Below are 13,947 nucleotides of genomic sequence, written 5' to 3' on the forward strand. Positions count from 1 at the left end.
GCCACCTTCTCTTTTTTCTATCTGTTGACAATATCTTATTGAGAAAACTCATAATTGTAATTGCAGGTAACGGTTTACGGCTTTGCGATGTGGCGGCATTTTAGCACAAAAGTTCAATAGAATTACTGATGTTGAATCTTGCACAAATGTTTCATAGTAGCACTTCACCCGCCATATTGCAAAACCGATGTTATGCGGTCGGCTTTCGATTTCAGTCAGTTTTATCATTGTCTTTAACAGCAATTTGTCCCGGCTTGAATGGATGGACATTTCACTGTTCCATAGCTACAAAATACACAACAGTCGCCCTGTTTTGGCTTTAATACCTTTTTGCAGCTTTCGCACTCGTAAAAATATTGGCAAGCGTCTGTCGGCATAGTTTCTTCTTTCTTATGTCCACATTCAGGGCAAGTGATAGTTGATTGCAGGATTATGTTCATTTTATTTCTTTTTTGTCGGTTACGGAATAGCCTGTTTTAGTTATGGCTTTTTCTATCTCTTGAATGTCGGTTTGAGTTCTATCAAATTCTATGATTGCGTTGCCGTTGTCGTAAGAAACATTCGTCTTAATTATTCCTGTCAGTTTATTTACTTCGTGATTTACGTTTTCTTCACAACCTGCACAAGTCATTCCGTTAATTGTAAATTCTGCTGTTTTAATGTTTGATTGGTCGGTTATGATTGTTTGACTTTCTGTCTTTGGAAAGAATATGTGGACATAACTTGGAAACGCAAGCATCAGTCCTGCAAAAACTGTTACGAAACCCAAAAACTTTTTTGTCTGAATAAAGGGTGTTTTTTCAGTTGTGTCGCAGCAGTCAATTTGTTTTTGAGGTTTCAGTTTTTGATACCAAGCAAACGCAAGAACCAAAACTGTCAAGCCAATTAAATATGGTCTGAATGGGTCAAGCCAAGAGAAAGTAGAAGCAAGTCCACTTGTTCCAGCCAACAGAGCCAAAACAGGTGTAATGCAGCATAGTGATGCCGAAATTGCTGTCAAAAGTCCAAGTCCTGCAAGTTTATTATCTGATTTCATTTTCTTACTGTCAATGTCGTTGGTTGTTGTCTTTTAAGCTGCCGCATAACTATGGTATATACGGAAGTCTATTCGGCTTATCTGCACTATGTGTGGAGGTAGGTTTACCTGTTTGAGCAGGTTCCTTCCCACAATGCACACTTTAAAAAGGCCTCCCGTGTATACTGTATAGCTAATATAGTTCTTTCCTACAGATTGTCAAGCGGGCTCACGATTTTATCCAGCGCATGCATCGTCACGTGCGTGTAGACCTCGGTGGTCTTGCTGCTCCTGTGGCCGAGCAGCACCTGGATGTAACGCAGGTCCGTCCCCTGCTCGAGCAAATGGGTGGCAAACGAGTGGCGGAGCGTGTGAGGCGTTACTTTCGCCTTGATGCCGGCCCTTTCGACACAGGCCCTGAACACATTCCGCGTGCTGTCCACGGTGTACTGGCCCCCAAACTGCCCCTCAAAGAGCCACTCCTTCGGCTTGTAGGCTTTATAGTAGGACCTCAGGTTCTCCAAAAGCTTCTGCGAGAGCAGCGTCGTGCGGTCCTTTTTGCCCTTGCCTCCCCTGATAAACAGCAGGTTCCGTTCCGACTGCACGTCGCTGATCCGCAGGTTGACGACCTCTCCTATCCGCAATCCACCGGCGTAGAGCAGCTGCAGCAGGCAGCGGTGCTTGATATTGTCGGTGGCTGAGAGGATCCTGGCCACCTCCTGCTTGCTGAGCACAGTGGGCAGCCGCTCGGGTTTCTCGGGGCGCTCCACGTTGCGCAGCTGCACCTCGTGCCGCCCCAGCACGCGCTGGTAGTAGAACTTGACGGCGTTGATCGACTGGTTCACGAATGAGCAGGAATAGGCGCCTGCCTGCACCATCTGCCGGTGATAGCAGTTGATCTCCTCCTCGGAGAAGGCATTCACCTGCTCCAGGCCTCTGTCTCTGTGGCTGTTCAGGAAGCGCAGCAAAAGCGAGTGGTAAGAGCGGATAGTGTTCAGGGAGTAATTGAGCAGGAAGAGCTTCTCCAGGTAATCGATCGGGCAGGTGATGTAGCCCGGCCCCTTCTTGTAGGTCTGCTCCCAGAGCCTGCGCAGCAGCACCACGTCGCGCACCACCAGCTCCTGGCTCAGCCACAGCCAGCCGACGCCCTCCAGCTCCTCGGCCAGGGCCTGTATGTGCTGCCCGCCCTCCGGGATGGCGAAGCACTTCTGTACCCGCTGCCAGGCGGCCAGCCTGCTGTATTTGAGCGTCTCGTACACCTGCTGGCTGTATCGGAAGGTAACGCTTATAACCGTTTTGTTTTCCTCCACCAACATCGGCTGGAGCTTCACCACCGGCAGGTCGGGCAGCTTCTGGAGCGGCTCCCCCTGCTGCCCTCCTGCCAAAACCGGAACAAGCTTACTGGGTTTCAGCCTTTTGGGGCGGTACAGGTAGCGCGTGTTCACCTGTGCCAGCCCCTGGAAGTGGCCGAAAGTCATCTCGATGCTTTGCGGGCTGTGGCTCATCACAAAGCACTTGTAGGTCTTGCTGTATTTGATCCAGGATGCCTCCTTTAGCCGCTTAACAATAAAAGGGTTAGGCTTATGCCAAAGGCGAATGAACTGTTTTCCCTCATGCTCAAGCGCGTTCAGGTATAGAACGGGGGCCATGTGGTAGGTCTGCTGCATAGCTTCGGGGGTTATTTTTAAGCAAATTAAACCCCGCCTGTTACCCACCCGTTTTCTGAAACACATAAGTGCGTTTATAAACGCAACTATACGTTTCAAAAAACGGATGTTTCGATGAAAGAGGAAAAACAGTGCCCCCAGTGCGGCAACACGCTGAGCGGAAGGTCGGACAAGCGCTTCTGCTCCAATCAGTGCCGGGCGCAGGCCCACAACGCCGACAGGCGCCAGAACAGCGGCGAGCAGCTCATCCTGAGCATCAACGCTATCCTGCGACGCAACCGCACCCTCTTAAAGCAGGCCAGCCCGCAGGGCAAAACCACCACTTACCGGCAGGTGCTCGAAATGGCCGGTTTCGACTTCCGCCACTTCACCCACACCTATCGCACCAAAAACGGCAATACGTACCAGTTTTGTTACGACTACGGCTACCTGCTGCTCGAGGAGGAGAAGGTGCTTATTGTCAACTGGCAGCCTTACATGGAGAAGTGAGCTATACCTCTACGATCTCCCAAAAAGCCTCTAAAGCAGCAAAATCACTGTGGATAAGGTTCGATAATTCCATCCTTAGGTCTACAGCAGTAAAAAAGCCGCTCCACATTAAATGGAGCGGCTTTTTTGGTTCGATAAATTTCCCCTACGGTTGCTTTATGCATTCGACTATTCCACTTTTACCTGCTTCAGACCTGTCCTGCCATAGAAGGTCGGGAAGTACATGAGCTCTGCCTTGGCAGGATTTATAGTAAAAGTGCCATTGTAGCGCGGCAGCAGCTTGATGGTGTATTGATGCTTGCCTTTGGGTAGCTTGCCACAGAAGATGCTTACTTTGCTTCGGCGGTACTCGCGATGCTCTTCGTAAGCACCTCTTCCTGTTTTTTCCCCATAAGAACAGCTGGCTGGTATGGGCACCTCAACCATCACATACTCCGCATCGGCTCTTACCTCAACCTCCACCAGCATTTCCATCGGGGCTCCGGCTTTCAATGGCGCGCCTTCTTTTATACCTTTTAATGATGTCTTTACCACAAAATCCTTGTCTGCGGCCTTTGGTTCGCTGTTCCAAATGGTTTGGAAGGCAGTAAGGTAAACAGGCAGATTCCCTTGCTTTTTCACTGTCAGCGGCTGAGAGGCAACAAAGGTGGTATCTGCACGGTAGTTCTTTGCCTCAAACGCAATGGCCCCAGCGAAAGCCAGCTTGTTTGCTGCAAGGGTTGGCTTTTCTGCAGATTCCTGCAGCAGGTCCGGCAGCAGGGTTTCGAGCACACGTGCCGATTCATAGGTGTTGCGCCAATGGCCTGTGCCGCGCTCGCTCAACAAATACGCCCTGATTTGCGCCAGCTCGCGCTCGTAGTTGCCCAGGTTACGCAGAATCTTGTATGCCAGTAGCGTATTAGAGATGTTGTTATTGAAAAGGCTCCACTTTTTATCACCCCAATACAGGCCGCCCAGCATGGTTTGCTGCTTATACTTCTGCAGTGTGTCCAGCTGCACCGGCAAGTCGTGCTGCTGCTGTAGCAAGATCAGGCGCAGCCTTTCTTCCAGGTTCAGGTGCTTCTGTTTGCTTAGCTCCTTTAGATAGCGCGGGTAGTCCACTTCGGCTTTAAGCTGATGCAGGGTTTCCAAGGCCGTAATTTTCTCGAAAGTATGGTTTCCTTCCAGTACATACACCAGGTAGTCTTTCAGTTCTTCCTCTTTATAGTTTGGATTGTAACCTTCTTGCTTGGCCATCAACAGCGCCTGGCTGGCATGGCTCGTGATCCAGGCATAAGCAGGGCCTTGCTCCCACCAGGTCCAGGCACCGTTATGGAGCTGCGTCTTTTCCAGATGCCGCACCAGCTTCTTCACCATGCGCTCGTGCTCAAACTCCTGCCCCAGCTGCTTACGGATACGCTGCTCCAACAACAGGGCCATCAGCTTAGAGGCGGCCTGCTCGCTGCACCAGTACTCATACTTGTGCAGGTGGTCAATTTCGTCCAGCATCACCTGCAGCAAATCGCTTTGGGTGCGCAGAGTTACCGGCCCCAACGCAGGGTCAAAGTTCAGAGTAAAGCTGGTGTCTGCGTAAAGCGGCAGGAACTGGCCGACGGTTTCTTCCACGCCCTTAGGAAAGATGCTGAGATAACGCTTTTCACCGTCAGCCATACCGCCTTGCTTCTGCAGACTGTACAGCACCTCCACGGAGTCCGGCGCCAAAGCGGGGGCTGTTATCAAAACGGTGTCTGTTAAGCTTCTTGTCAGGGTTCTTGTCGCTTCTTTCGCTTTTTTGCCTCCTACTTCAAACGTAGTGGTCACGACGGCTGAGTCCGGGAGGTAGTTGAGCGCCTTGCCCACCACATAGGCCTTATCGCCCTCCACCAAAAAGCGCGGCAGGTGTAGCGTGGCCATCATCGCCTTAAAGGATTTGATGTTGGTGGAGTAGATGCCGCTGTTTCTGCGGTGGTCCATGGCCAGAACAAACGTGTTCCAGCTGGTGATGTCGTCTGGAAATTTTGCCGTAAAGGAAACCTCTCCCTGCTTGTTGGTCACCAGGCGGGACTGCCAGATGGCATAGTCAGAGAAGTTGTTTCGGATAGAGTTGGCTTGCGTCGGCTGGTCCAGGTTGGCACCTAGGGGGAAATCTGCCATTAACTTGCCTTTGTCGGTGGTGATGATGATGACACCGGCTCTGGCAACCGCTCCGTACAAGGCAGTTGCCTCCTCACCTTTCAATACTTTCGTGCTCGTAATGCCTGCAATATCCCCCTGCGAACCGCTGTATGGCACCCCGTCCACAATAATCAGCGGCTTGGCATCCTCCGCTTTCATACTTATACTTGAAACACTGCGAATTTGCACACCAGCTGCGGTTCCCTGTAAGGCAGTAGCCACTGTATTAGCCACCGTGTACTTGTGCTGCTGCACCCCATAGCCTGTCACGACCACCTCCTGCAACTGCTGAAAGTCGAGTTCTAACATAGCATTAATCCTGGACTGCCGCTGAATTTTTTCTTCCAGCGTTGTATAGCCGATAAACCGGAAAGAAAGGGTGCCCTGCGCAGGTGCATAAAGCTTGTAGTACCCTCGCTCGTCGGTGGTGGTGCCTACATTGGAGCCCTCCACGACGACAGTAACACCGGGCAGCGGCTCCCCCGATTCCTTATCAGTAACCACGCCTGAAACAGCGTGCGTGAACTGCTCTAAACCATTGGTATAGGTATAAGTGGTGGCGTTGGCGGTCTGCAGCTGTTGCTGAAGTTCCCTGGCTGTTTGTTTCGCCGTTTTCCTGAGTGAGTCTATCTTCGTTTCCACCAGTTGCCGTAGGTACTCACTTTCGGTGGATGCCTGCTTTACATCAGCAGCACCGAAGTACAGCTGCACTTGCCCGTTTGGTTTCACGTTTACGACTGTCGCAACGAAGTCTCCGTTTGTAAAGGCAAGGGTTAAGTTATATTTGTCGGGCTTCAGGTTATACAAAACACTATTTTCGGGTGCGTATACCTGCAGCGAGTCAGGCCTCCCGTTTGTATGCAGAAAAACAAGGTTTACCCGTTGCTTTATCTCATCACCTAGTTGCCAGCCTATCCTACCCATGCCTGCAGCTATTTCATGCCTTCTGTTCTTTTCATACACCTTGTTGAGGTAGTACTGGCGCTGTGCGGCTTCCCATGCTTCACTTATTTTGTGCTCGGTTAGCACTTGTTGGTGCAGCAGCACTGCGCTATGGTCAGACTTGTTCCAATAAGGCAAGGCTCCCAAATGCAGGGGAAAAGGCTGCTCCCGCATTTTCAGCAGGCTTGGCTCAAAATGGTAGCTATAGCCTGGCTCCATCATGAAATTGGTCCTGAAGCTGTTTAGCCTCACATACTGCATCCAGTCCGGGCTGAAGGGCCCGACCAATAATCTTTCTTCGCCTCTTTGAAAATAACTTTGCCGGGGAATACTTTCGAGCAACTGGATCTTATTGCCCTGCTTTAGGTAAGACGTAGGTTCATCGTAAGCTTTCTCCACGAAAAAGAGGTATCTGAAAAGCTTTCGCTGTTCTTCTGAGGTTAAGGCAAGTTTGTTAGCAGGATGTGCAAACTTGTTAGAGGCAGCCGTGATGTCGGCGCTGACCACCAGGCGCTTTTGGTGCTGCAGGTACAGACTGTCCAGCGTGATTAGTTTATCAGCAGTGCGCAGTTCAAGGGTATGGTAACCGCTATCGGCTGCAAAGGCATAGGCGTTTAACGCGTCAGTCTTGGAAAAGTATACCGGCACTTCGTCCAGGTAAATCACATGCACCGGCACCACCCTGCCCGAGTCCACCACAAACGGGGAAACCTGCGTGATGCTGTCGGCATTAAAAGCATGCTCTGTGAAAAAGCCAGCTTTAGGGTATAAAAAGTTATAGTATTCGATGCTGTCCAGCCCCATGCGTTGGCTCCAGTAGGTCCAATCGAGTGGTTTTTTACCGCTGAGGCTCTCTTCATCTGCCGTAACGCGGCGTACGGGTTTCTGGGGTTTATACTTGTCCCACGAAGGCAGGTCGGGCGTGTTTGGCTCCTTAAACTTAGAGGTGATGGCATAGGCCGTCAGGTCTACCTTTTCTACCGGATTTCCATTGGTATCCGTCACCGCAATTTTCAGGCTTGCCTCCTGCCCCGGGTATACTACCTGTGGCGTTTGCAGGTCTATGGTAAGCTGATGCCTGCGCAGGGGCAATGCTTCCTCTTTTTTATGCACCGCACCGGCCCAAACATAATGCACCGCTACAAAATATGGCTTGGCGCCATTTGCCTTTTGCCTGAACGTATAGCTTTCTTCCTTGCCTTCGCCGCGCGCCACTAGTTTATCACCACGGTACACAAAGTACCAATACGGAAGCTTTCGCGGGTTTTGCACGGCTATATAAAGCGAGTCGGTAGTCCGGAGAGTTTGAAGGTTGAACCGGGCCTCTTCCTGCTCCAGATCGGCATCATCAAAGAAATCTCCTGCCTCCACCCTGTAACCGCTGGCGTAGGGGTTCAGCGGCACGCGCGACGGCAACGTCAGCTTCTCAGTTGTAATGGCATCATAGTCTGCGTTGTTGGCCGTCAGTGTTGCTTCTTTATGCTTTGAGCTGCTGCCCTCCAGGTACTGCACCAGCAAGCTGTCCTGCAGCAATGTTATCTTCAGGCTCCCGCTCGTGTGATTGTACCTGGCGTGCTGAGATTTTTGCGTGCGCTCGTTGCTGCTGTTTAGAAAAGAGGCCTGCACCTGATAGTTTATACTTGCTTTCGGGAAGATGCTGTCTGGTAGTAAAATATTGGTTTCCCCTACTGCGTCCAGCGGCTGCCGGTGTCTCCAAAGCGTGTCCGGCACAAACACCTGAGGCTGTTTGCTTTGTAGCACCAGGGCCGTGGTCACAACCAGTTCTACCCTGGTGTCCAGGAGGTTCATGCCGTTGGCGTTGGTGCCGCGCACTTTTACCCTGTTTTCCTGCCCGGTCTGGTGTTCTTCCCGCTCCAGGGCCAGGGTATACTCATTTTCATTTAGCTCATAATCCTCGTACCTGAATGAACCGCTAAGATACTCCTCCTCATGCTTTCCGATTTTGTGTAGGCTGATGCTATACTGCCGGTCCAGGCTAAGCTTCAGGCTGTCGTGAAGTATAAAATATCCCTCGTAAGCACCCTCTTTATATGGTGCCACCTCGGTTATCTTTTTGGCGGGGACGTTGTAGCCATACAGTTTCAGCTGCGCCTTTCCGTGTACCGGCTTTCCGTTTTTATCTACCACAAAGGCCTTATACTTTACTGTGTCACCAGGCTGGTACATGGGTTTATTCGTGACCAGGTAGCCCCTGTAGTTCCCTGCGTTTCTCGACCTACTGTACTGGGCATCGAACACAGCGAACACCCGCCTGACCCAACCCTGCGGCTGCTGCCACCGAACCGACTTGTAAGCATCGTAGAAGGGCCGCCAGAAATAGTAGATAGGCGCAAAGTGCGTCATCTTGCTGATAAAGCTGCGCTTGTAGTAACCCTCCTCTTGCTCGAACGTTTGGTAGAGCAACACCCCTTTCCATTTTACCGTTACAAGCCCCTCCTTAGGGTTATGCCGGAGGCGGTAAGTTTTTGTCTTCTCGTCGAAGTCCGCTTTTTTGCAATTTACCTGCACTTCTGCATCGGTTATGGTATTTCCGAGGCTGTCGTGCACCAGGATGGCCAAAGCCGGTTTAACCTGTAGAAGCTTCACTGCCACCTGGGCAACCGTCTGCAGGCTGTAAACTAAATCTGCCTCGCTGCTGTGCACGTACAGGTAGTGGCCGTAAGGCAGCTGCTTACCGTAATAGGTGTTAGTCGTAAACGAGTCTACGGGAGTATGGAAGTATGACGGGCCTACCACCGCTGTACTTAAGTCGTACATGGCTTTCGCCTCTTTGTCAGAAATCCTGAAAATGTATGTATAGGGACTGCCGGTGCGGAAGCGTTCTACTTTGGTTTGGGCGGCACAGCAGAAGGAGCAAAGCAGCAGCACGAGAGCAAGTATAAGTAGTTTTGTCATAGCATGGCTGGGTGAAGCATAAATATACTAATATATATTAATGATTCTTTATATAGTACCTCAACCAACTACTGAACTTCTATATATTCCTCTAAGGAGGACAAATCACTGTGGATAAAGTTCGATAATTCACTCCTTCGGTCTACATGAAAGGCCCTCAGCAGCAGCTAAGGGCCTTTTTTATGACCTTCAGACACTATTCGGACACTAATTTCTTTCTCCCCCCATTCTCTCCCTTACCGATACTGCTTTTTTTGGAGGCGAGTAGGATTTCTCCGCTTCACATACTGCCAGAGCTTTTATGAAATTAGGTAAAACCACCCTCGGCAGCTGTCCCCACCAGACAAGAGAGGACTTACTTCAAGCTATAGTCATTGACATTACCTGTTGCAGAAAGAGATTGTAAAGTTTCGCGGAAGAGCAGGCATCAATAACTGCTGAACCCAGCTGGCTGCCCAATTCATCTTGCCTGCCAGCAGATTAAATTCAGAGAAGATAATCTGCTCAAGTTCACTCTTGTCTGCAATCCAGCCTTTCTGGCTAATCCTGTATTTTAGCTGCTTCCATATTGTCTCAATCGGGCTCAAATCAGGGGCATAGGGCAGGCTGTTGACCAGGTAAATCTGCAGCCTTCCTGCCAGGCGCTCGACAGCCCCCGTTTTATGGGCAGGCAAGTTATCCCACAGCAGAACGACTGCCTGGTAATCGGCATTAGCCTGCCTGATGAGTGGCAGGACCCGCAGCATTTCTTGCTCAGAGGAAGTGGCAATCTCCAGGGATATTGACTGCCCCTGCAGGGCGTAAAACCCAAAGGTGTTCTGTTTGACCTTCTCTGTGTTCACTCTTCTTTTGGCCTTCTTGTGAAAGGACCACAACCTGGCCGTGTTTGCCTGCAAATAAGTGCCTGTTTCATCTGCCAGTCCTATGGCTACCGCCTCCAAAGGAATCTGCTGCAGCAGCAAAGCGTCAAAGGTAGCCTGCAGGCGTTGCTGTAACCGCTCTTCAGCTGTTTCACTGCGGCGGTAGTCCACCGGTTGCGGTTTATAGTGGCACATGCCCATCCCGTGCAGTACCCTCCGCAGATGCCGCGGGCAATAACGAACACCAAGCCGCTCCGCCAGCAGGGAGGTGACCTGCCCCAGCGTCCAGAACCGTTGCTCGCTGGCAAGAACTGCCCTGAGTTCCTGCTGTGCAGCGGCATCAAGCCTGCGTCCTGCTCCTCCCCCTTCTCCCTGCCTGTTTACAAGCCCGTCTTCTTTTTTTATTCCAGTCACCTATCCAATCATAGATGGTGCGCTCACTAACCCCTGTAAGAGTGGCTACCTGCTGGACATTGCCTATTTGGGAAACTAACCGAAGCACGATGGCCTTGCTGTCTGAATGATGGCTGCTGTAGCTGTTGATAAACTTCTCCAGACGTTCGGGTTCTTCCACCTTGTGCGCATCTCAAGTAAAGTTTTGTACTGCTACTTTAACGTTCTGCAGCAGGTGTTGTCACTCACTATAATGATATTTACAAAATCAACCCGCATTATACGCCTTTAAGCAGGCTGCCGCTTTACTTAAAACAGCAATCGCCTCATTGAGAGGCGATTGCTGTTTTAAGTAAAACTCTTTTGTACTGCTGGTTGCGGCTCTTTAGGAGCCTGCTTTACAACAGAAGCTATCTTGCTACTTGAGCTCGAATATCTGACTGATCAAAATGAGCACGCTTTTCTATAATCTTTCCATCCTTTATGGTCAGCAACATAAATAAGGAAAAGCGAACATGATTGCCTTTAGGCTCTACACCAAAAACAGGAGCGCTGTTATGCGGGCCTTCAAAAATCATATAAGCTGCCACTTTATCGTTTTCAGCGAGTAGCTCATGTATTCGCATCGTAAAGCCTTTGAAAGCATCAAAGTTCTTTTTCTCAGATTCCACGAAACCTTCAGCTCCTTTGATGGGGCTGTCAACCTGAAAGTAGAAAACAAAATCTTCGTGACAATAACTGGCTACCGTGTCGTAATCCTCTTTCTCCAACGCGTCATAAAACTGACGAACGAGCTCCTTGTTATCTTCCGTATTCATTTGGTGATGCAAAGCTTAAAGTGAGATTAATTGTCCGTCTTCAGGAATGATCACCTTGTCTTCAATGCCATTTTCCTTTACAAAGTCTTTGAGTTCCTTTCTGCTTAGAACACTGTGGTTCACTGCCTCCATATGAACAGCTATAATGGTAGCGTTAGGTAGCATCTTATTAATTTTAAGGATGTCATCTTTCCCCATGATAACGGCCCCTAAACCGTCATTCTCAAAGCTTGCAAGTCCAGCATTAACCACCACAACATCCGGCTGCCAAGTTTCTAGGTTATTCTCTACCTCGTCAATCCAGATCGTATCTCCCAGGAAGTAGATAGACTTTTCATTTTCTGCATTGAAATAGAACCCTGATGCCTTACCAAGGACTTCAGCTACCTCAGGAATGGAATAGGCGGTATCTGTGCCATGTTGGCAATGCGTTTTCTTGAAATTCAACCCTTCAAAGTTTGCGTCCTCCCCCAACGCTTCTACATTGGTAAACCCCTGCGATTTAATAACCTTCGCATCGTCTTCATTCTGCGCCAAAACCTTTATATCTTTGGGCAGGACCTGCACTGCCACTTCGTCCCAATGGTCAGGGTGTAGGTGCGATACCAGAACGGCATCTACATCAAGCAGACTCTCTGGCTTGACAGGCATTTCAGCCAAAGGGTTTCTCAACTCTGAATTGGCTGTACCTGGAAACCCAGGGTATCTTCCTTTCTCAGCAAACATAGGGTCCATTAATATTTTCTTGTCTGCATAGTTTAAAACAGCGGTCGCATTTCTGATAAACTGAATGTTTGATGCCATAACTTATCTTCTAATTGTTTGATACAAAGGTACCTGGTCAACTAAAAAGGTTTTCTACCCGTTATAGCTTAATTGCTACCTTTTTGATAAGCGGCTATGAATTCGGAAGTGGTCATGCCGGTTTGGTTCTTGAAAAACCGCATGAGGTGGTTGGGCTCTGAGTAACCCAGTCCATAGGAGATTTCGCCGATACTTTTGTCAGAGTAGAGCAGCTCGTTCTTTATTTCTGTCAGTAGCCGCTGCTTGAGGAGTTCCACAGCGGTCAGATTGAACTGCTTTTTGACAGCTGCATTCAGTGTGATACGGCTTACGCCCAGCAGTTCTGCATAATCATTTATACGCTGTGTCTTTTTGATATGTGATTCCATCAGTTTCTTAAAGGCATAAGCGTGATTGGAAGCATCAACCTGAAAAGGCAAATTGTTTTGAAGCGCATACTCCCGATTCAGGCGCTGCAATAAATAATAAATCAACGAGCGAATAATATGGGCGCTATCCATATTAGGCTGAACCAGTTCTGACTTAATCTCTGTCAGTATGTTACAAATGCTCTGGACTTGCTGGCTGGAAGCGATAAGAACAAGAGAATGGTCGTGCTGGTAGAAATATAGCAGGCGGTAAGTAAACAACTTGTCGGTGAAGAACTCATTTAAAAAGTCCTCCTGAAAAATCAGGATGGTAAAATCTAAAAGGGGCAGGTTAACATCCCACTTCTTTTTCTGAAAAGGGGAAACAAACAGTATCGTATTGTCCTCAATATCAATCCGCTTATCATCTAAAAGAAGTTGGCCATTCCCCCTTTTAAAGACCAAGACTTCAAAATAGTCTGCGTTGTGAACAGACGAAAGTAAATATTCGCTTGCCACGTCTGCACCGTTTATGGCATTGATTAGAAAATCAACCCCGCATTCTGTTTTATTGAACTTGATAGTTTTCAAACTTTCAAATTTCCCTCTTCTAAGAGGCTGTTTTGATTTCATTTGTTGAGTTTCTTAAGTATGATGTGTATCATGGCTACTTGTATCATGGTCTCGGCTGATTTGGTTGAGTACTCGTAGTCTTTGGAGAGCCTTCGGTAGAGTTTGAGCCAGCCGAAGGTCCGCTCCACAATCCACCGCTTCGGCAATGCGGCAAAAGCCTTCTTGTGTATGCGGCTGACGATCTCAAGCCTCCAGCCCAGGTGGCGGAAGGTGCTCCTCACCCAGTCCCGCATGGCTACCCCGCTGTAGCCCTGGTCAGCGAAAAAGAGCTTCAGCCAGCTGAAATCCGCTTTCCTGGAGGCTGCCCTGCCCAGCAGCCACCTGCCCCCCCTGCCGCTCCTGGACATCGGCCCGGTGCACGACAAGGGCAATCAGCAGCCCCAGGGTGTCGACCATCAGGTGCCGCTTGCGCCCTTTTATCCTCTTGGCCGCGTCATAGCCCCTCTGCCGCCCTGCTGCACGGTCTTCACACTCTGTGAGTTCACGATACCCACGCTGGGTGAATCCTGCTAGCCGTTCTTGCACCTCACTCCCTTGTGGAGGTAGTCATGGAGCAAATCCCAAAGACCGCTGCGCCGCCATCTGCGGTAATAGTGGTACACTGTCTGCCAGGGCGGAAAGCCCAGCGGCATCAGGCGCCACTGAATGCCCCCTTTGCTCACGTAGAAGATGGCCTCAAGGATGCTGCGCAGCGGCCAGAAACGCTTGCGGTGCAGCATTTCATCCTCTAAAATCTTTTCGATATATTGCCATCGGGTGTCGGTTAAGTCACTTGGGTAAGCCATAAATCTGTAAACTTTTCTTACCCAACAACCGGCACCTGCTTTTTATCCGACTAAATCAAAACAGCCTCTAAGTAATACAGGTCTTTTTAGAGCTAATAGCTCAAATCAACTACATTCCGGATTT

General features: G+C 49.6%; 10 protein-coding genes and 1 pseudogene. 1 reads left to right on the forward strand and 10 read right to left on the reverse strand.

The features are described 5' to 3' along the window. Positions 1-233: 233 nt before the first annotated feature. From GSQ62_RS20790 to GSQ62_RS04255, 3 genes are all read right to left on the reverse strand, one after another. Positions 234-440, reverse strand: a complete 207-nt coding sequence (locus GSQ62_RS20790; protein ID WP_013631656.1) for a GDCCVxC domain-containing (seleno)protein — start codon at positions 438-440, stop codon at positions 234-236. Then, entirely contained in the window at positions 437-1,036 is a 600-nt protein-coding gene (merTP, locus tag GSQ62_RS04250) for a mercuric transport protein MerTP (protein ID WP_013631655.1), read from the reverse strand. The genes GSQ62_RS20790 and merTP overlap by 4 nt, the downstream gene beginning before the upstream one ends. A 188-nt stretch (positions 1,037-1,224) precedes the next feature. Beyond that, a complete protein-coding gene (locus GSQ62_RS04255; RefSeq protein WP_237586975.1) occupies positions 1,225-2,682 on the reverse strand; it encodes a tyrosine-type recombinase/integrase in 1,458 nt (485 codons plus the stop codon). A gap of 114 nt (positions 2,683-2,796) precedes the next feature. Here GSQ62_RS04255 and GSQ62_RS04260 point away from each other — a divergent pair, with 114 nt between their 5' ends. After that, positions 2,797-3,171 carry a hypothetical protein gene (locus tag GSQ62_RS04260; protein WP_161888357.1) on the forward strand — a complete coding sequence of 125 codons (375 nt, stop codon included), beginning with the start codon at positions 2,797-2,799 and terminating at the stop codon, positions 3,169-3,171. 168 nt (positions 3,172-3,339) lie between these two features. Here GSQ62_RS04260 and GSQ62_RS04265 read toward each other — a convergent pair whose 3' ends face one another. The 7 genes and pseudogenes from GSQ62_RS04265 to GSQ62_RS04295 form a co-directional block, all read right to left on the reverse strand. Then, on the reverse strand, positions 3,340-9,183 hold the full coding sequence (locus tag GSQ62_RS04265) for a carboxypeptidase-like regulatory domain-containing protein (RefSeq protein ID WP_161888358.1): 5,844 nt from the start codon (positions 9,181-9,183) through the stop codon (positions 3,340-3,342). A 380-nt stretch (positions 9,184-9,563) separates the two neighbouring features. Then, complete coding sequence (locus tag GSQ62_RS04270; protein WP_161888359.1) at positions 9,564-10,457, reverse strand: IS630 family transposase; 894 nt, start codon at positions 10,455-10,457, stop codon at positions 9,564-9,566. Then, positions 10,384-10,617, reverse strand: a complete 234-nt coding sequence (locus GSQ62_RS21130; RefSeq protein ID WP_161888360.1) for a helix-turn-helix domain-containing protein — start codon at positions 10,615-10,617, stop codon at positions 10,384-10,386. The genes GSQ62_RS04270 and GSQ62_RS21130 overlap by 74 nt, the downstream gene beginning before the upstream one ends. A gap of 229 nt (positions 10,618-10,846) precedes the next feature. After that, a complete protein-coding gene (locus tag GSQ62_RS04280; RefSeq protein WP_161888361.1) occupies positions 10,847-11,254 on the reverse strand; it encodes an ester cyclase in 408 nt (135 codons plus the stop codon). 15 nt (positions 11,255-11,269) lie between these two features. After that, entirely contained in the window at positions 11,270-12,058 is a 789-nt protein-coding gene (locus GSQ62_RS04285) for an MBL fold metallo-hydrolase (protein WP_161888362.1), read from the reverse strand. Between the two features lie 68 nt (positions 12,059-12,126). Beyond that, positions 12,127-13,038, reverse strand: a complete 912-nt coding sequence (locus GSQ62_RS04290; protein ID WP_161888363.1) for an AraC family transcriptional regulator — start codon at positions 13,036-13,038, stop codon at positions 12,127-12,129. Further along, positions 13,035-13,823 (reverse strand): annotated as a pseudogene (locus GSQ62_RS04295) (IS5 family transposase). The gene GSQ62_RS04290 and the pseudogene GSQ62_RS04295 overlap by 4 nt, the downstream one beginning before the upstream one ends. Positions 13,824-13,947: the final 124 nt, after the last annotated feature.

Source organism: Pontibacter russatus (assembly GCF_009931655.1).
Taxonomy (GTDB): domain Bacteria; phylum Bacteroidota; class Bacteroidia; order Cytophagales; family Hymenobacteraceae; genus Pontibacter; species Pontibacter russatus.

Excerpts from the sequence above, each read along its gene's own strand:
- merTP (WP_013631655.1), bottom strand. The coding sequence starts at position 1,036 with ATGAAATCAGATAATAAACTTGCAGGACTTGGACTTTTGACAGCAATT.
- GSQ62_RS04265 (WP_161888358.1), bottom strand. The coding sequence starts at position 9,183 with ATGACAAAACTACTTATACTTGCTCTCGTGCTGCTGCTTTGCTCCTTC.
- GSQ62_RS04260 (WP_161888357.1), top strand. The coding sequence starts at position 2,797 with ATGAAAGAGGAAAAACAGTGCCCCCAGTGCGGCAACACGCTGAGCGGA.
- GSQ62_RS04255 (WP_237586975.1), bottom strand. The coding sequence starts at position 2,682 with ATGCAGCAGACCTACCACATGGCCCCCGTTCTATACCTGAACGCGCTT.
- GSQ62_RS20790 (WP_013631656.1), bottom strand. The coding sequence starts at position 440 with ATGAACATAATCCTGCAATCAACTATCACTTGCCCTGAATGTGGACAT.
- GSQ62_RS04280 (WP_161888361.1), bottom strand. The coding sequence starts at position 11,254 with ATGAATACGGAAGATAACAAGGAGCTCGTTCGTCAGTTTTATGACGCG.
- GSQ62_RS04285 (WP_161888362.1), bottom strand. The coding sequence starts at position 12,058 with ATGGCATCAAACATTCAGTTTATCAGAAATGCGACCGCTGTTTTAAAC.
- GSQ62_RS04290 (WP_161888363.1), bottom strand. The coding sequence starts at position 13,038 with ATGAAATCAAAACAGCCTCTTAGAAGAGGGAAATTTGAAAGTTTGAAA.